The organism is Flavobacterium sp. HTF (genome assembly GCF_003105115.1).
Taxonomy (GTDB): domain Bacteria; phylum Bacteroidota; class Bacteroidia; order Flavobacteriales; family Flavobacteriaceae; genus Flavobacterium.
On the sequence record NZ_QETH01000028.1, the window covers coordinates 36150 to 53207 of the forward strand.

Sequence of the window (17058 nt, forward strand, 5' to 3'; positions counted from 1 at the left end):
TTTTATTTATATTTTTGCATTTTATATTTTATACAATGATAAAAAAAATAAGCATTGCTATTATTTTTTCGTTTTGTTGTTGCAAACAAATTGAATCAAATACAACGAATGTAATTTCGAAAGAAAAAAGTAGCGTCGTTTACAAATCAATTACAAACATAAATTGGTTTGAAAACTTTAAAACAGATACAATTATTACTAATGAAATCTATTGGAAAAATATCATTCAAAAAGATTCTTTAAAGAAAGAATTTAAAACTGACTTTGCTAATTCACTTCCTTTAAGAAATAAAACCATAAAGTTTTTATGGCAAACAAAAGCACATGATATTCTAATAAATCAAGATTATTGCAAAACAATATCTGAGCCAGAGCGAGCAGCTTTATCCTACGTTGCCATGGAAGCTTTAAGTGATGGTAAATTAGATAAATCAAGGAAAGAATGTACTATACAAACCGCTTTAGATTTAGATTATCAATGCTCATTTAAATATAAATGTTATTTGGAATTATGGTTTCGTAATGACTACTCATCGTTAACTAAAATATATAAGTGCGATATACATTCAAATATGTCTTCTGTTCAAAATCGATTTGATGAAATTACTTTGACGGTAAAAGGAAATAAGATTTATATTGATTTTGAGCTAGAAGGTTTTAATAGAGATATTTGGCATAGCCGCAATACTGGAAATGCTGTATTTTTAGTAGAAGATGACAATATAAGGGTAGTTAAAGAGGTATTATCACAAACAAAATACATATACTATTATCCTAACAGTTCTGGAGAAGTACCACCGAAAGGTTATAAAAGTAATGGTCATGGAGAATATTGCCTGCCTAAAAAGAAAAAAAGTAATATTTATTTCTTCCTTTCAATTACATAATTCACCATCAAAGTCAGCGCCTCTTTATACTCAGAATCTTCGAAGTTTTGAAGTAACGAAAGTGCTTCCTGCTGGAATTCGACCATTTTATTTTCGGCGTAAGCCAAACCATTATTATCTTTTACAAAAGCAATAACTTCTTTGACACGCTTTTTGTCTTTGTTGTGGTTTTTGATGGAGTTTATCAGCCATTTTTTTTCCTGCGGTGTGCAGGTATTCAGAACATGAATTAGAGGCAACGTCATTTTTTGTTCCTTGATATCAATTCCGGTTGGTTTTCCGATTGCTTCTTCGCTATAATCAAATAAGTCGTCTTTGATTTGAAATGCCATTCCGATCAATTCACCGAACTTTCGCATGTTTTCTACCTGAATTTCATCTTCGATTACGGCTTTCGCGCCAAGCGCACAACAGGCAGCAATAAGCGTAGCAGTTTTTTTTCTGATGATTTCGTAATAAACGTCTTCTGTAATATCCAGTCTTCTGGCTTTTTCTATCTGAAGCAATTCTCCTTCACTCATTTCGCGTACAGCAACAGAAATAATTCGAAGCAAATCAAAATCGCCGTTATCAATAGAAAGCAACAAACCTTTTGAAAGTAAATAATCTCCAACCAGAACAGCAATTTTGTTTTTCCAAAGAGCATTTATAGAGAAAAATCCGCGACGGCGGTTACTGTCATCTACTACGTCATCGTGAACCAATGTTGCGGTATGAATTAACTCAATAACAGAAGCTCCCCGGTAAGTTCTTTCGTTAACGGTTCCTCCGGAAACCATTTTTGCGGTCAGAAAAACAAACATCGGACGCATTTGTTTTCCTTTTCGGTTTACGATATAATAAGTGATACGGTTTAACAAGGCGACCTTTGAAGTCATCGATTCGTGGAACTTTTTTTCGAAAAGTTCCATCTCGTTAAAGATAGGCTGTTTTATTTGAGAAGTAATATTCATTTCGATTTCAAATATACTATTTTAAATAAAAAAACGTTGTGTATTTAAGGTTAGTATATCAACATTTATGCACTAATCTTAAAAAACAAACCAAAAAACATATCCTCTAATATCTAATTTGAATTCACTATTAAAGTAAACCTTAAATTATGTATTATGAAAACAAAATTTTTATTAATTGGTACTTGTATCAGTTTATTGTTTTTAAGCAGTTGTAATTCTGATGAAAACGGAAATAACGGATCAAATACGGCAATATCAAATGACGAGATTATCACCAACTCTAAAATTGATGCTTCTATTGAAGATGTAACCACAATTGCTGAAGACCAGTTTGACGCACAGCAAAACAGTGCAAACAAACCTGGCGGAAATGTAAAAAACTTTCTACCAGATTGTGCTACCATTACTACCGTTTTAACAAACAGCACATGGACCCGAACCGTTGATTTTGGTGTTGAAGGATGTACGCTGCCTAATGGAAATTCGGTAAAAGGAAAAATGGTTATTTCATTTTCTAATGACTTTACCGCTTCAACACAGTCTATTAATTACACCTTTGAAGGTTTTTATCACAACGGAAAAAAACTTCAGGGAAGTAAAAGTATTGTACGAACCAAAAAAGCAACTGATTTACTTGCAGAAGTGCACCCTGTAACAACTGCAGCAATTGATATGACCATAACTTTTGATGACGGAAGCATTTACAGCAGAAAAGGTTCATTGGTTAAAGAAGTAATTGCAGGTTACGATACCTGGTATAATTGGGAAGATAATGTTTCTGTTGTTACCGGAAGCGGGTCAACAACTTTCCCGAATGGCGATACTTTCTCGGCAGAAATCACTACTCCGCTTGAATTTAATGCATCCTGCAAAAAACCATTTGCGGTAAAAGGAATTTTGTCCCTTACCAAAAACGATGCTACTGCCCTTGTTGATTTCGGAAACGGAGAGTGCAATACATTAGTAAAAGTTACCAAAGACGGTGTTACCGAAGAAATAGATTTAAAAAAATAGCCCTTTTTTGCCCCCAACAAAAAAAGCATTAACAATAAGATTTTGTCTTATTGTTAATGCTTTTTTTATTTTTAAAGGTATTTGGTTATCCTTCTTTATTCGCTAATTGTCCGCAGGCAGCATCAATATCTTTTCCGCGGCTGCGACGCACTTTTACTACTATCCCCACATTTTCCAAAGCTTTTATATAAGCCATAATAGATTCTTCTGATGCTTGTTGGAACTCGCCATCATCGATTGGGTTATATTCAATCAGATTGACTTTACAAGGCACATATTTACAGAATTTAACCAATGCATCAACAGAAGCTTTGTCATCATTGATTCCTTTCCATACTACATATTCAAATGAGATTTTGCTTTTTGTCTTTCTGTACCAGTATTCTAAGGCTTCGCGTAAATCTGCCAAAGGAAAGTTTTTACTGAAAGGCATGATTTTGGCGCGGATTTCATCTATAGCCGAATGCAGGGAAACTGCCAGCTTAAACTTCACATCATCATCGGCCATCTTTTTGATCATTTTTGGAATTCCGGATGTTGACACCATAATACGTTTCGGAGACATTCCTAAACCTTCGGGAGATGTAATCATATCGATTGCCTTAATGACATTGTTATAATTCATTAAAGGTTCTCCCATTCCCATAAAAACAATATTAGAAAGCGGGTGATTATAATACAAACGGCTTTCTTTATCAATAGCCAGAACCTGATCGTAAATTTCGCCCGGTTCCAGATTTCGCATTCTCTTTAATCTGGCTGTCGCACAGAAATTACAATCCAGACTACAACCCACCTGGCTCGAAACACAAGCTGTTGTTCTGGTTTCTGTCGGAATAAGAACCGATTCTACAACCAAACCATCATGCAGACGAACGGCATTTTTTACGGTTCCGTCACTGCTTTTCTGCATCGTATCAACCTTAATATGATTGATAACAAAATTATCTTCCAGCATAGCCCTTGTAGGTTTTGCCACATTGGTCATATCATCAAAACTGTGGGCTCCTTTGCTCCATAACCATTCATAGACTTGGTTGCCACGAAAAGCTTTGTCGTTATTTGCGACAAAAAAATCTCGTAATTGATCTTTAGATAAGGCTCGTATGTCTTTTTTCTCGATTTGCATGCCGCAAAGTTAATCACTTTTGTCATTTTTTCTTGATTTTTAGATCTATTCCTTAACCGAAAAGAGAAAAACAGAAAGAAAATCGCCAATGTTTCAAATATATTCTTTCATTTTAAAGGATTATTGAGGTTTGTTTCCTGAATCTAAAAAACCACAATTAAAATCGTAATTTCTTTTCCCGGCTTATTTCAAACAACTCACAAATAACTACTTACTTAGAAATTATTTTTTTCTACAGTTTGCATACAACAGTTGTACTTCCTTCCTTAATCTTTACAATAATGATTTAATAAAACATTGGTCATGATTTTTATCATTCCGTTTTCTGTACCTGCACAATAATTTTGATTAAAGAAATAAGGGCAGCTTTTCATTATTACCACTAATGGAATTTTAGGCTTTCCTTAATTAATGATTAATCTAAATTTTTCCAAATGAAAACAATTCAATCTATTTTACTGACTGTAATTTTCACAGCAGTAACACTACAATTAAATGCTCAAAAAAACTATACTTTAGATACAAACTCAACTTTTGAAGTTGCCGGAACTTCTACTGTACACGATTGGGTAATGAAATCGACAGAAGGAAGCGGCATTGCTAATCTAACAGTTAAAGATTCTAAAATAGGCAGCATAAACAGTTTAAGCATTTCATTATTGGCAGAAAGCTTGAAAAGTTACAAAACAAGCATGGACAATGTCGCATATGAGGCCTTAGACACCCAAACATATAAATATATTGAGTACGTTTTAAAGTCTGCAGAAAGAATAAATGATACGACCTGGAACCTAAATGGTGTCTATACCATTGCAGGTGTGAGTAAAGAGTATCAGACTCAGGTAAAAACAACCGTTACTAAAGGAACTGTTACACTACAAGGTTCCAACCAAATCACTTTTGGCGATTTTGAAATGACACCTCCAAAAGCCGCTCTTGGAGTAGTTAAAGCAGGAAAAGATTTAACTCTAATTTTCAATCTGGTCCTGAGTGATGCGGATTCAAATTCTAAAATTCAAAAATCGCTATCTAATTTGTAATCTACCCTCTTCTTTTTGAGAAATGATCTTCAGTATTAAAAGTTATAAATATAAAAATTTATCAAAAATCAATATCCGTTTTTGCATAAGTGATCGATTTTGTGAAAATGAAAACGTTGTAGTTATTATATAATTATTTAATAAAATTTTAACAATGATTTTTGTCATGTGTTAAGCAAGTTTATAGATAGACCTTTGGTACAAATCAAAAAAACATTAGTACTAAAAAAATAGAATCAGGCCTAGTTATCAACTTAAATTTTAAATCAAAAACATTATATAAAATGAAAATCAACAGAATAAAATCAATCGTCTTTACAATTGCAGTTTTCGGAATCACAACATTTGCTACAGCACAAAAATCATACAACCTGGACAGCAAATCAACTTTCTCAGTTGCGGGTACATCAACACTTCATGACTGGGAAATGAAGTCAGCTTCCGGAACCGGTACAGCATCACTTAACATTGCCAATGGAAAACTTACAGATATTGAAGCTTTATCGGTTACGCTCCTGGCAGAAAGTATAAAAAGCGAGAAAAAAAGCATGGACAGAGTCGCGTATGAAACTTTAAAAACAGATAAAAACAAAAACATAAAATATGTTCTGAAATCTGCCGAAAAAGTAAACGAAACGACCTGGGAGTTAACAGGAACTTATACCATTGCAGGTGTCAGCAAAGTTTACAAAACAACGGTAAAAACAGCTGTAACAAAAGATGGGGTAAACTTTCAGGGAACTAACAAAATCACTTTTACAGACTTCGGAATGAAATCTCCAACTGCAATGCTTGGTACCATAAAAACAGGAAAAGACCTAACCATAAAATTTAATTTAAACTTTAATTTATAACCGTCATGAAGAACATTTATATCCTATTTATTACATTAATAAGTACGTTCGCTGTTCAGGCACAAGTTAGCTTTGGACATATTCAAAATCAAATCCCAAGAAGTCAAAAAGGAATCAACCAATTTGATGTTAAAAAAGATACTGTTGCTTTCAAAGGAGTAAGTGTAGATATGGGTGCCGCATTTGCACTGCAGTTTCAGGCTTTAAATTCGTTTAATGATCAGGAAAAACTGGCTAGCGCTCCCGGTTACAGACTGAATAATTTAACTAACAATTTTAATCTTCCAAATGCCAACTTCACCATTGGTGCCCAGCTATACGATGGTGTGCGCGTAAACTTAGATGTGTATTTAGCATCCAGACACCACAATGAAACCTGGGTAAAAGGAGGTTATTTGCAAATTGACAAACTGGACTTCATTAAGAAAGATTTCCTTGCCGATTTCATGCAGTATACAACGATCAAAATTGGTCAAATGGAGAACAACTATGGTGATGCACACTTTAGAAGATCCGACAATGGAAATGCTTTTATGAATCCATTCGTAGGAAACAACATCATGGATGCATTTATAACAGAAATGGGAGCTGAAGTTTATTACAACAGATCCGGCTTTGTTAGTATGATTGGAGTTACGAATTCTAAACTAAATCAAAACGTTCAGGAAATTGTACCGGCTGCACCTACTGCAACAAAACCAGATAACAATACAACAATAAGCCCTTCAATCCTTGCTAAATTAGGTTTCGACAAACAAATCAATGAAGATTTGAGAATTAGATTAACAGGTTCTTATTATCATACCGCAAATTCTAGTGGGAATTTATATTCTTCTGACAGAGCAGGAAGCCGTTTTTATGGTGTAATGAGCCACTCGGAATACAATATTATAAATCCTGCAACCGGAGCGATGGTAAATACTGTTGCCAATAATTTTGATCCGACAGCCAACAAAGATACAGGAAGATTTAATCCCGGATACGGAAACTGGGCAACATCTTATATGTTAAACCCTTTTATCAAATATAAAGGCCTTGAGTTCTTCGGAACATTAGAATTTACTTCCGGAGGTGATTACAAAGGAACTGACGACACAAGAAAAGTAAATCAATATGTGGGAGATCTTGTATATCGATTTGGAGAAAATGAAAGATTTTATATTGGTGGTAAATACAATTTAGTAGACGGAAAACTAGCAAATGCAAACACTCAAAACATCCAAATTAACCGATTTGAGGCTGCTGCCGGATGGTTTATGACTAAAAATGTTCTTGCAAAATTAGAATACGTAGACCAGAATTATAAAAATTTCAGCCAATTTAATGGCACAACACCGAACGATCTTTTTGGCGGAAGCTTTAAAGGACTAATGTTCGAAGCAGTAATTTCATTCTGACACAAATGTTAAACAGGTTTCAAATATTGTTTATGGGTTTAGTACTATTCTTTTTATCAGGAAGTGCTAAACCCACTTTTTTTCCGGAAGATACCGCTGTGGTGATAAATAAAATCAAAATAGAAATCACAGGACTTTCTACAGTTGGCAAGTACAACTGCTCTAATACCTTTAACATAAAGGATACGGTTTATGTAAATTCAATTAAAAAAAACACTTTCAATACTGATATTAAAATGTCCGATTTTGATTGTGGCAATAAAATAATGACAAAGGATTTACAAGGAACCGTGAAAGTGAAAAAATTTCCAAATAGTACCGTAAGTATTACCGATATTAAAAAAGAAGGTAGAAATTACAAATGCAGACTAAACTTTTACATTACTGATAAAACACTGAGGTACAAAGATTTTATCTTATACAATTCTGATGATAAAATTCAGGGAACACTGAATTTAAAATTCTCTGATATCGAATTGAAAGCTCCGGTAAAAATGGCCGGATTAATAAAAGTCAAAGATGATATTGTCATAAATTTCAGTTTATATAAAAATTAAAAAAAAATATCTTTCTTGCTTCAAAATTGATTTTTTTGGCACGAGAATTGTCTTGCTCTCAACAGAAAATTAATCTTACAAAGAGCTCAACCATTTTAAAATTTGTATTTTTATTTTCAGCTTTATAACCTTTATATTTTATCAACTTTAAAAAATTTAATTAATCATGAAAAAACAAATTTTAAGTTTAGCTGTTGTAGCCATGTTAGCTTTTTCACTACAATCTTGTGGAGACAAAAAAGAAACCAAATCAGAAGAAGACCTAACACTGGGAAACAGAGTTGATTCTCTGACAACAGACATTGAAGAAGTAAAAGACAGTGCTGTGATTAAGGCCGAAGATGCAGCTGCTAAAGCTAAAGCAGCTTCTCAAAATGCGCTGGAAGAAGCAAAAGACAAGACCAAAAAAACAGCAGAAGATGTTGAAAATGCAGCAAAAAAGACGGCAAATGACGTAAAAGATGCTACAAAAAAAGGAGCTGAAAAAGTAGAAAATGCTGCAAAAGCAGCCAAAGACGGAACTGTGAAAACAGCTAAAGATGTTAATGAAGCTTTAAAAAAATAATTCCCATTAAACTCAGACTTAAAACCATTCGTACAACGGATGGTTTTTTTTATATCAAAAAGTTCACCGATATTTTTTTGTATTTTTGCACTTTAAATTTAGAACATCATCACATGCATTTTATATCACAGGAATTAGAAGATTACATTGAGCAGCATTCTGAAAACGAACCGGAATTACTGGCAAAATTAAACAAAGAAACCTACCAGAAAATCCTTTTGCCAAGAATGTTAAGCGGGCATTTTCAAGGCCGTGTTCTGGGTATGTTATCTAAATTGATTCGTCCTGTAAATATTCTCGAAATTGGCACTTACACCGGTTATGCCGCATTATGCCTATGCGAAGGAATGCAGGAAAACGGACAACTGCACACAATTGATATCAAAGAAGAATTAGTCGATTTTCAAAGAAAATATTTTGATGCATCTTCATGGGGGAAACAAATTTTTCAGCACTTGGGCGAAGCCGTAGATATCATTCCAAATATTGATCTGAAATTTGACCTTGTCTTTATTGATGCCGATAAGGAAAATTACCTGAACTATTGGGAAATGATTGTCCCAAAAATGAACAAAGGCGGAATTATTTTATCTGATAATGTTTTGTGGAGTGGAAAAATTCTGGAACCTGTTCATCCAAATGATGTGAGCACAAAAGTCCTTTTAGAATATAATCAGCTTTTAAAAGAAGATCCACGTGTTGAAACCGTTTTACTGCCTATTCGTGATGGATTGACAGTTAGCAGAGTACTTTAAAAAAGGTTCTAAGATGCTGAGGTGCTAAGGTTCTGAGTTTTTTTTAGTAAATATTATAAATGAATTGTCTCATGCTTTAGTAAAAGTAAGAATCTAATATATTAAAAAAGGCTTTCTCCAAAACACTAAATGTTTGGCGAAAGCCTTTTTTAATTATTGCCATAAAATCTTAGAATCTTAGCACCTCAGAACCTTAGTAACTTTGAAAAAACTACCCTGGAAAATATTGTGGTTTCAATTTTCGGTAAACCAGATAAAGAAGAAATCCGAAAAGTGCCCCAAAGAAATAACCTGTCAGAATATCTCCCGGATAATGCAATCCCAGATAAATACGGCTGTAAGCAAAAATTAACGGCCATAAAAACAAGAATCCCAAATACCTGAAATGACGTTTTAAAATCAAATATAAAAACGAGGCTACAGCCATAGTATTAGCAGCATGTCCGGAGAAAAAGCTAAATGACTGCCTAACCTGAACGATTCTTATAATCGATTTAAGATCAGGATTATTACACGGACGGAGACGTTCAAAAGTATGTTTGAATAAATTAGTTGTCTGATCTGTAAAAGCAATTAAAACTGCTATAAAAAGCAACAAATACAAGGTTTGTTTCCCTCCTATTTTTTTATAAATAAGAAAAAACAATAATAAGAAAAAAGGCGTCCAGTACAACTGGTTTGTAATGATCAGCCAAAATTTATCATATGTTTCAGAGCCTAAACCATTAAGATATACCAATAAACTGACATCTAATTCTTTTATTTTTTCAAGCATTATCTTTGGCGTTTAACAGGTCCTGAGATTGTTTCTATATCTTCTTTTACTTTGTCGATTTCTGTCACAGTATCACCCAATAAATTAGTGGTTACACTGCTGGTATCGCCTAATAAATTAGTTTTGGCTTCAGTAATCTGAGCATTAATGTTACCGGTGATATCCGTTAAAGATTTGGCATCAAGTCCATTTGCTTCTGCCCCTTTTTGAATTTCACTTTTAATATCATTGGTTGCATTTTTTAACTGCGCCATTGCTTTTCCCATTGTACGGGCTATTTCAGGAACTTTATCTGAACCAAAAAGCATTAAAACTATAAATAGTATGAAAACTAATTCTCCTCCTCCTATACCAAACATAACTTTTATTTTTGTGTGTCACAAAGATATTAAATTTTACAGCTGTTGAACTTTAAAATTTCCTTAAAAAAAAGACTCTTTTCAGAGTCTTTCATTTTTATTATTAATCAAATTTTGATTTTTCTTCTGCTTTTGGCCATGAGTTATTAGTCACATCAATATCAGCAGTCATTAATTTCGGATCTATCTGAATACTTTTGATTGCTTTTTCAGTTGCATAAACTTTCTTGGCTGTATCATTATTTTTTCTCCAGATTTGTGCCGGGTACTGGAAATTTTGTTTTGAACCATCCTCGTAAGTGATCTCAACCAAAATTGGCATGATCATTCCGCCTGGTTTATTAAATTCCACTTCGTAGAAATATTTTGGTGATTTTAGACCTGCTTTTTCTTCTGCTGTAAAAGTCTGGTCAACATAATCAGACAATAGTTTTACCTCATCTACTTTTAAGGCTTTTTTCTTAGAAGCATTTACCTCAGCATTATCTCCTGCTACCAGGTAAACAAAAGGTCCTTTTTCGAATCCAAAACGTCCTTTTCTAACTTTTACATCCTTGATGTCTGCCGTTGGGGTATCAGAAACGTAATATTGTTTTACATCTTTGATTCCGATATCTACAAAATCAGTTGAATAAAACCATCCTCTGAAAAACCAGTCCAAATCTACTGCAGAAGCATCTTCCATAGTTCTGAAGAAATCCTCGGGAGTAGGATGTTTAAACTTCCATCTGTTTGCGTATGTTTTAAAAGCATAATCAAACAATTCTCTTCCCATTACTACCTCTCTTAAAATATTAAGTCCGGTAGCCGGTTTTCCGTAAGCGTTATTTCCAAATTGGTGGATAGTCTCAGAATTAGACATAATAGGTTCTAAAAACTTCTGATCACCACTCATGTAAGGAACAATATTTTTTGCCGGTCCGCGTCTTGACGGGAAAGTAGGATCTAATTCCTGCTCTGCCATATACTCCATAAAAGAGTTAAGGCCTTCATCCATCCACGTCCACTGACGCTCGTCTGAATTTACAATCATTGGGAAAAAGTTGTGCCCCACTTCATGGATTACAACACCGATCATTCCGTTTTTAATTTCTTTGCTGGTCACTCCGTTTTCGTCAGGACGACCATAATTCCAGCAAATCATTGGATATTCCATACCCTGATCTTCTGCAGAAACAGAAACAGCTTTTGGATAAGGATAATCAAATGTATGTGAAGAATAGCTTTTTAAGGTATGCGCAACAGTCATGGTTGAAGTTTCTCCCCAAAGCGGATTAGCTTCTTTAGGATAAACTGATTCTGCCATAACAATTTTATTATTCAGCTTTACAGCCATTGCATCATAGATGAATTTTCGGGAAGAAGCAATACCGAAATCACGAACATTTTTAGCACTGAATTTCCATGTTTTTTTCTTTTCAGAAAAACCTTTTTCAGTAGCTTCAGCCTCAGCCTGAGTTACAATTACAACCGGTTTGTCAAAAGATTTCTGCGCCTGTTCATAACGTTTTACCTGTTCTGCCGTAAAAACTTCACTTCTGTTCATCAATTCTCCTGTTGCATCAATAACATGATCAGCAGGAACCGTAATGTTTACATCAAAATTTCCGAAAGGAAGAGCAAACTCACCGCTTCCCCAGAATTGCATATTTTGCCAGCCTTCTACGTCATTATAAACAGCCATTCTTGGATAAAACTGGGCAATTACATATATTTTATTTCCGTCTTTTGAAAACAATTCATAACCGGAACGTCCACCTTCTTTTTGATAATTATTGATGTTGTACCACCATTTTATCGCTAATGAAATTTTCTCTCCCGGTTTCAATGGTGTCGCCAGGTTTATACGCATCATGGTTTCGTTGATTGTATACGACAACGGATTTCCTTTTGCATCTTTAACCTGCTCAATATTAAAACCTCGCTCTAAATCTTTCTTTAAATATTTACTTGAAAAACCATCAAGCGGCAACACCTGATTGATTTTTTCACTCTCTGCCAAAGGTGTCTGAGTATTTGCTTTTGCCTGATTCTGATCCAGCTGAATCCATAAATACTCTAAGCTGTCAGGAGAATTATTTGAATAAGTAATAACTTCAGAACCTGTCAGTTTTGAATTTTTATCATCCAATTCAATATCAATTTTATAATCTGCCTGTTGTTGGTAGTAAGCCGGTCCCGGTGCTCCCGAAGCTGTACGAAACATATTTGGCGTAGCCAGTAAATCGTACATTTGGCTAAATTTGTTCGTATCGTATTTTCCTTGTTGTTTTGGCGCAACAGGTGCTTTTTCCTGAGCTATTAACATCGCTGGAAAAATTAATAATAGCGAAAGTTTTTTCATAAATGCTTTGGTTTTTTTTGAGGATGTGAAAATAACAATTAATATAATAATTCTCTATACCAATTAATACTTTAACACTTCTTTCCTTGAAGATTCTGTAAAAAGAACACTCTTTTTAGTGCCGAATGCTGAAATATGTGTAATGTTTTGCTGCTCAGCATTCCAGTCAACCAAAACAGAGTTAGAAATCTCGATAGTTTTAAACTTATCAATATCTTTTATTCGTGAGTAACAAACCAAAACATCACCTGCTTCTACTTCTTTAGATAAAAAAGTAATTGGTTTTAACTGGCCGTTTATTTTTATGGAGAAATTATCAGCTAAATATTTTTTTAACAGATCAACGTCGGCCTGGGTTTCTTTTTCTGTACCGACAAATGTTTTTTTATGGTACTTTTTTTCCAGTCCGTTATTTAAATCATCGATAAAAATACGGGAAGTAATCTGAACCATTTTTTTTTCAGCTGCATAATTGACCTGAAAAATTCCCATGTAAAATTTATGAAAGGTAAAAGCTGAAAGAGATATAAACAATATCCCTATCAGCCCATAAATTAATTTATTTTTCATTTTTGACTTACAGCAATTTTTTTGAATTCTTTATTCTTATTGACCATAAAATCCATTAATAGAAATTTATCATCCGGTTTTAAATATTTTTTAGATTCTGCGTCATTAGAGCAGTACATCAAAAACAATTCTACTTCATCCGGTTTCAGATCTAATGTCTTACCGTAAAAATCCGGTGTAAAATTATCCTTAGCATATTCTACAAATGCAATATCCGAAACCACATCTTCCTGTACGTCTTCTTTTTTGCTGAGAAGTTTTTTTACGTCTTTAAAAATCCTCACAAAATCAGTTCCGTATTTTATGGTCTGATCAGAATACATCGCAATATTTTTTGCGGTAGATTGTTTGTCATCTTCAAATTGAAGATCAGTATAATGTTGTGAATTCTGGTCCAGGGATTTTACTTTTAACTCTTTATGAACTACCACTTCTTTCAGTTCATTATTAACCAGATCAAGTTTTACCTTAAAAAGGATTTCAGCACAGTCTTTTTCAGTCAAAACAATCTTTTTTGACTGGAATGCCAAACCAGAAAACAGTAAAGTATCTTTCGGACGGGCCATAATATCAAACAATCCGCCGGCACCGATAAAAGTTCTGACATTTGCGTTCACATTCATAATGTAACCACTTTCGATTGCAAGAAAATCATTTACAACCTGACCATGTAACGGTTTTCTTGAGTTGTTTTGTCCTAGTACGATTTGACAAAATAAGCAGACAAAGAGTATTCCTAAATTATTTTTCATTTTCGAGAATTATTAGATATTTTCGGGCTAAATCAGTTATTAAAAACATACTCATTGTTTTGTTCTTGGTATTCAAAGATACAGCAAATTCGGCATCTTCTATGCAATATAATTGAAAACCTTTGATATCTTCCGCTGAAATTTTCAATCTTTCCGTATAATAATTCTCATCAAACAGATATTCCATTTTCCTAAAAAGAGTTTCTTTTTCCTCTACTTTCATCTCTTTTTTCAGCATTGCCGTCCTTCCTGAAATCTTATTTAATAGTTTATCCACAGAAGTAGAAGTTGCTGTGTAAAGTTTTCGTTCTGCAGGAGTATATTTTTTTTGTCCGTACGGAATAATCCCCAGGTTTTCGGCTGTAATATTTGAGTTTTCATTTACAACCACCTCTTTTAGTTCAATTTCTTTTGCTGTCATTTTTACAACCAGATTTTTACTTAAATCTTCTGTTGTAATTCTACGCTTGACAGGCTCCAGGTTTACTGATGAGAAGACCAGCACATCTCCCTCTTTTACCACAATCGAAAACATTCCGTTTGCATCTGAAACTGTGGTAATTTGTGTCGTATTGTTAATAATATTTACCCCTTCAATTCCTGTGGATTGTTCCAAAACCTGACCCAGAATTTCTTTCAAAAGAGGTGTCTGGCAAAAAGCAATTTCAGCAGTTAAAAAAAGCAGGAAGAGTAAAATTTTATTTGTTTTCAATCGCAAGAATGTCTTTATATTTAACAGCAAGTTCTCCTAATAAAAACTCTGTTGATGTTTTGTTTTTTGAATTTAAAATCTTTGTGAAAGACTCATTTTCAACTGCATAATATTCAAATCCTTTTACATATTCTGCCGGGATTTTTAACCTTTCTACAAAATGTTCAATACTAAACATGTTTTCAAGAAGTTTCATGAAAAATTCTTTTTTCTCTACTGCAACTTCTTTTTTCAGCATAGCAGTACGCCCGGATAAAAAATTAAACAACGGATCTGCAGATATTGATCCTCCCGCCAATGAACCGGCATTTGCTGTTGGATTTAGTGCGGTAGCAGTATGCAGTTTTCGTTCTGCTTCTGTGTATGTTTTTTGTCCTGCCGGAATAATTCCTAAAGAAACAGCATTTATATTATTGTAATTCTTAATGATAACTTCTTGCAACTGGTGCATTACCAGACTTAATTTTACAGTAAAATTGAGGTCAGAAAAATTTCCAGCGGTAAGCAAAATTCTGGTTTCTTTAAATTGTATCGAAGAAAAAACAAGCGTATCTCCTTCTTTTGCCAAAATTGAAAAAGTTCCGTCTGCATTTGTGGTTGTCATTACTTCGGTTTGAGCGTTTACAACATAAACACCTTCCAGATCATTTGTATTAGAAACTATCTTACCATTAATATTGAGACGATCAGAATTTTGCGCCATCAAAGACTGACCCAAAATTATAATCAAAACACACCAAAACTTATCAGTCAAAATATAAAAATTAGAATTACTCTTAAAAGTGTAAAAATATCTTAATGTCTTCCAAATTTAGTATTAACAGCTTGGTAAAAATATGTTAATTAAAATTTTAATCTTAAAAATCAAAAAGGAGTTTTTAATATCTTTAACCTAATCAATTTGAGTTAAGACCTTATGAAAAGCATAATCATTGCCAGCACCTCTACACTACACGGAGGCAGCTATTTAGAGTACATTTTACCTGCACTAAAACAACATTTCCAAAACTGCAACAGCATTTTATTTATTCCGTATGCGCGCCCGGGCGGAATTACGCACGATGATTATACAGCCAAAGTTGCAGAGGCATTCGCTACAATTAACATCAGTGTAAAAGGAATCCACGAATTTGAAAATGCCGGACACGCTATAAAAAACGCTGAAGGTATTTTTACCGGTGGCGGAAATACTTTTTTGCTGGTAACACAATTATACCAACAAAATGCAATGCAGATTTTGTCTGAAACCGTAAAAAATGGAACTCCATATTTAGGAACCAGCGCCGGAAGTAACATCTGCGGTTTATCGATGCAGACTACTAATGACATGCCAATCGTTTACCCTCCAAGTTTCCAGACTTTAGGACTAATTCCTTTCAATCTAAACCCACATTATTTAGATCCGGAGGTAAATTCACAGCATATGGGAGAAACCCGTGAAACGAGAATCAAAGAATTTCATGCTTTTAATGCTATTCCGGTTTTAGGTTTAAGAGAAGGAAGCTGGCTGGAAGTAAAAGGAGAAAAAATAATTCTGAAAGGTTCTTTGCAAGCAAGACTTTTTAAACAAAATCAAAATCCCGAAGAACTGGAACCGGAAAGTGATTTGAGCCATCTGAAATAATTTTTGAAACCATACAAGTTATTTAAGCCAGCTAATTTTTTTGTTAGTTTTTTTGAATGAACTTATATGACTTTTATGGTTTCAAAAAAATAATAAAAACAAAAAAGCCTCAAACAATGTTTGAGGCTTTTGAAGAGCGAAAGACGAGGCTCGAACTCGCGACAACCAGCTTGGAAGGCTGGAGCTCTACCAACTGAGCTACTTTCGCATTAACAGGGTGCAAATATAAACAATTAATTGTTTTTAAAAAATAAAAATCAAAAATTATTTAACTTTGACAAAAACCAAACAATTAAATTATGGTTTTTAGAGCGAAAGACGAGGCTCGAACTCGCGACAACCAGCTTGGAAGGCTGGAGCTCTACCAACTGAGCTACTTTCGCATTACTGGTGCAAATATAAAAAATAAGTTAAGTTCAAAACAAGCTTTTTCTCAAAAAAAAATTAATTAAAACAATATTTTTATATAACATATTTAAAACTAAAAAGTTATATATTTATTTTTTTTCACATATTATGAATATCATTAAACAAATACCCTCAAAACAAACTTATATTGTCCGCCAGCCCGTACTTAGAAAAGGAAAACCTATCGAAAGCTGCATTTTTGAAGGTGATGATCTAAAAGACACTTACCATTTTGGATTGTATGAGGCGGACGAATTAATAGGAATTATTTCGTTATTTACAAAAATCAATTCTATATTTGCCGAAAAAAGTAAGGCAACAATTCGCGGAATGACAATTTTAGAGTGACATACGAAGAAA

General features: G+C 33.7%; 19 protein-coding genes and 2 tRNA genes. 10 read left to right on the top strand and 11 right to left on the bottom strand.

The window, feature by feature from the left end:
• Positions 1–35 precede the first annotated feature (35 nt).
• Entirely contained in the window at positions 36–887 is an 852-nt protein-coding gene (locus DCO46_RS10655; RefSeq protein ID WP_116752534.1) for a hypothetical protein, read from the top strand.
• Here DCO46_RS10655 and DCO46_RS10660 read toward each other — a convergent pair.
• Complete coding sequence (locus DCO46_RS10660; RefSeq protein ID WP_116752535.1) at positions 863–1840, bottom strand: polyprenyl synthetase family protein; 978 nt, start codon at positions 1838–1840, stop codon at positions 863–865. The two genes, DCO46_RS10655 and DCO46_RS10660, sit on opposite strands and share 25 nt — an antisense overlap.
• A 156-nt stretch (positions 1841–1996) precedes the next feature.
• Here DCO46_RS10660 and DCO46_RS10665 point away from each other — a divergent pair, with 156 nt between their 5' ends.
• Complete coding sequence (locus DCO46_RS10665) at positions 1997–2857, top strand: hypothetical protein (protein ID WP_116752536.1); 861 nt, start codon at positions 1997–1999, stop codon at positions 2855–2857.
• An 85-nt stretch (positions 2858–2942) separates the two neighbouring features.
• Here the strand turns inward: DCO46_RS10665 and rlmN are convergent, their stop codons facing one another.
• Positions 2943–3986, bottom strand: a complete 1044-nt coding sequence (gene rlmN / locus DCO46_RS10670) for a 23S rRNA (adenine(2503)-C(2))-methyltransferase RlmN (RefSeq protein WP_116752537.1) — start codon at positions 3984–3986, stop codon at positions 2943–2945.
• 434 nt (positions 3987–4420) lie between these two features.
• On the opposite strand from rlmN, the gene DCO46_RS10675 reads away from it, so the two are divergent.
• From DCO46_RS10675 to DCO46_RS10700, 6 genes are all read left to right on the top strand, one after another.
• Positions 4421–5026 (top strand): YceI family protein, encoded by a 606-nt coding sequence (locus DCO46_RS10675; RefSeq protein WP_116752538.1) that lies wholly within the window; start codon positions 4421–4423, stop codon positions 5024–5026.
• A gap of 284 nt (positions 5027–5310) precedes the next feature.
• Positions 5311–5880: a YceI family protein gene (locus DCO46_RS10680; RefSeq protein ID WP_116752539.1), complete on the top strand. Its 570-nt coding sequence runs from the start codon at positions 5311–5313 to the stop codon at positions 5878–5880.
• Between the two features lie 5 nt (positions 5881–5885).
• Entirely contained in the window at positions 5886–7277 is a 1392-nt protein-coding gene (locus tag DCO46_RS10685; RefSeq protein ID WP_116752540.1) for a hypothetical protein, read from the top strand.
• 32 nt (positions 7278–7309) lie between these two features.
• Positions 7310–7834 carry a YceI family protein gene (locus tag DCO46_RS10690; RefSeq protein ID WP_243416293.1) on the top strand — a complete coding sequence of 175 codons (525 nt, stop codon included), beginning with the start codon at positions 7310–7312 and terminating at the stop codon, positions 7832–7834.
• A 166-nt stretch (positions 7835–8000) separates the two neighbouring features.
• Complete coding sequence (locus DCO46_RS10695) at positions 8001–8399, top strand: hypothetical protein (protein ID WP_116752542.1); 399 nt, start codon at positions 8001–8003, stop codon at positions 8397–8399.
• Positions 8400–8512: 113 nt separating this feature from the next.
• Positions 8513–9154, top strand: a complete 642-nt coding sequence (locus DCO46_RS10700; RefSeq protein ID WP_116752543.1) for an O-methyltransferase — start codon at positions 8513–8515, stop codon at positions 9152–9154.
• A 211-nt stretch (positions 9155–9365) separates the two neighbouring features.
• On the opposite strand, the gene DCO46_RS10705 is transcribed toward DCO46_RS10700, so the two are convergent.
• The 7 genes from DCO46_RS10705 to DCO46_RS10735 form a co-directional block, all read right to left on the bottom strand.
• Positions 9366–9929 (bottom strand): phosphatase PAP2 family protein, encoded by a 564-nt coding sequence (locus tag DCO46_RS10705; protein ID WP_116752544.1) that lies wholly within the window; start codon positions 9927–9929, stop codon positions 9366–9368.
• Positions 9929–10288, bottom strand: a complete 360-nt coding sequence (locus DCO46_RS10710; protein WP_116752545.1) for a twin-arginine translocase TatA/TatE family subunit — start codon at positions 10286–10288, stop codon at positions 9929–9931. The genes DCO46_RS10705 and DCO46_RS10710 overlap by 1 nt, the downstream gene beginning before the upstream one ends.
• Before the next feature lie 103 nt (positions 10289–10391).
• Complete coding sequence (locus DCO46_RS10715) at positions 10392–12632, bottom strand: M1 family metallopeptidase (RefSeq protein ID WP_116752546.1); 2241 nt, start codon at positions 12630–12632, stop codon at positions 10392–10394.
• A 63-nt stretch (positions 12633–12695) separates the two neighbouring features.
• Positions 12696–13202, bottom strand: coding sequence for a DUF6702 family protein (locus DCO46_RS10720; protein WP_116752547.1), 507 nt, complete (start codon positions 13200–13202; stop codon positions 12696–12698).
• Positions 13199–13954 carry a hypothetical protein gene (locus tag DCO46_RS10725; protein ID WP_116752548.1) on the bottom strand — a complete coding sequence of 252 codons (756 nt, stop codon included), beginning with the start codon at positions 13952–13954 and terminating at the stop codon, positions 13199–13201. The genes DCO46_RS10720 and DCO46_RS10725 overlap by 4 nt, the downstream gene beginning before the upstream one ends.
• Positions 13944–14666 carry a carboxypeptidase-like regulatory domain-containing protein gene (locus DCO46_RS10730; RefSeq protein ID WP_116752549.1) on the bottom strand — a complete coding sequence of 241 codons (723 nt, stop codon included), beginning with the start codon at positions 14664–14666 and terminating at the stop codon, positions 13944–13946. The genes DCO46_RS10725 and DCO46_RS10730 overlap by 11 nt, the downstream gene beginning before the upstream one ends.
• The gene (locus DCO46_RS10735; protein ID WP_243416294.1) at positions 14653–15420 is read right to left on the bottom strand and encodes a carboxypeptidase-like regulatory domain-containing protein; all 768 of its coding nucleotides are present in this window, start codon (positions 15418–15420) and stop codon (positions 14653–14655) included. The genes DCO46_RS10730 and DCO46_RS10735 overlap by 14 nt, the downstream gene beginning before the upstream one ends.
• 162 nt (positions 15421–15582) lie before the next feature.
• Here DCO46_RS10735 and pepE point away from each other — a divergent pair, with 162 nt between their 5' ends.
• A complete protein-coding gene (pepE, locus tag DCO46_RS10740) occupies positions 15583–16290 on the top strand; it encodes a dipeptidase PepE (protein WP_116752551.1) in 708 nt (235 codons plus the stop codon).
• A 135-nt stretch (positions 16291–16425) separates the two neighbouring features.
• On the opposite strand, the gene DCO46_RS10745 is transcribed toward pepE, so the two are convergent.
• Both DCO46_RS10745 and DCO46_RS10750 read right to left on the bottom strand, forming a co-directional pair.
• Positions 16426–16498 (bottom strand) — tRNA-Gly (locus DCO46_RS10745).
• Positions 16499–16600: 102 nt separating this feature from the next.
• Positions 16601–16673: transfer RNA gene (locus tag DCO46_RS10750), tRNA-Gly, on the bottom strand.
• Positions 16674–16806: 133 nt separating this feature from the next.
• On the opposite strand from DCO46_RS10750, the gene DCO46_RS10755 reads away from it, so the two are divergent.
• The gene (locus tag DCO46_RS10755; RefSeq protein ID WP_116752552.1) at positions 16807–17046 is read left to right on the top strand and encodes a hypothetical protein; all 240 of its coding nucleotides are present in this window, start codon (positions 16807–16809) and stop codon (positions 17044–17046) included.
• The last annotated feature ends 12 nt before the right edge of the window (positions 17047–17058 follow it).

Excerpts from the sequence above, each read along its gene's own strand:
- DCO46_RS10720 (WP_116752547.1), bottom strand. The coding sequence starts at position 13,202 with ATGAAAAATAAATTAATTTATGGGCTGATAGGGATATTGTTTATATCT.
- DCO46_RS10675 (WP_116752538.1), top strand. The coding sequence starts at position 4,421 with ATGAAAACAATTCAATCTATTTTACTGACTGTAATTTTCACAGCAGTA.
- DCO46_RS10715 (WP_116752546.1), bottom strand. The coding sequence starts at position 12,632 with ATGAAAAAACTTTCGCTATTATTAATTTTTCCAGCGATGTTAATAGCT.
- DCO46_RS10655 (WP_116752534.1), top strand. The coding sequence starts at position 36 with ATGATAAAAAAAATAAGCATTGCTATTATTTTTTCGTTTTGTTGTTGC.
- DCO46_RS10700 (WP_116752543.1), top strand. The coding sequence starts at position 8,513 with ATGCATTTTATATCACAGGAATTAGAAGATTACATTGAGCAGCATTCT.
- DCO46_RS10665 (WP_116752536.1), top strand. The coding sequence starts at position 1,997 with ATGAAAACAAAATTTTTATTAATTGGTACTTGTATCAGTTTATTGTTT.
- DCO46_RS10755 (WP_116752552.1), top strand. The coding sequence starts at position 16,807 with ATGAATATCATTAAACAAATACCCTCAAAACAAACTTATATTGTCCGC.
- rlmN (WP_116752537.1), bottom strand. The coding sequence starts at position 3,986 with ATGCAAATCGAGAAAAAAGACATACGAGCCTTATCTAAAGATCAATTA.
- DCO46_RS10725 (WP_116752548.1), bottom strand. The coding sequence starts at position 13,954 with ATGAAAAATAATTTAGGAATACTCTTTGTCTGCTTATTTTGTCAAATC.
- DCO46_RS10660 (WP_116752535.1), bottom strand. The coding sequence starts at position 1,840 with ATGAATATTACTTCTCAAATAAAACAGCCTATCTTTAACGAGATGGAA.
- DCO46_RS10680 (WP_116752539.1), top strand. The coding sequence starts at position 5,311 with ATGAAAATCAACAGAATAAAATCAATCGTCTTTACAATTGCAGTTTTC.
- pepE (WP_116752551.1), top strand. The coding sequence starts at position 15,583 with ATGAAAAGCATAATCATTGCCAGCACCTCTACACTACACGGAGGCAGC.
- DCO46_RS10705 (WP_116752544.1), bottom strand. The coding sequence starts at position 9,929 with ATGCTTGAAAAAATAAAAGAATTAGATGTCAGTTTATTGGTATATCTT.
- DCO46_RS10685 (WP_116752540.1), top strand. The coding sequence starts at position 5,886 with ATGAAGAACATTTATATCCTATTTATTACATTAATAAGTACGTTCGCT.
- DCO46_RS10690 (WP_243416293.1), top strand. The coding sequence starts at position 7,310 with ATGGGTTTAGTACTATTCTTTTTATCAGGAAGTGCTAAACCCACTTTT.
- DCO46_RS10695 (WP_116752542.1), top strand. The coding sequence starts at position 8,001 with ATGAAAAAACAAATTTTAAGTTTAGCTGTTGTAGCCATGTTAGCTTTT.
- DCO46_RS10710 (WP_116752545.1), bottom strand. The coding sequence starts at position 10,288 with ATGTTTGGTATAGGAGGAGGAGAATTAGTTTTCATACTATTTATAGTT.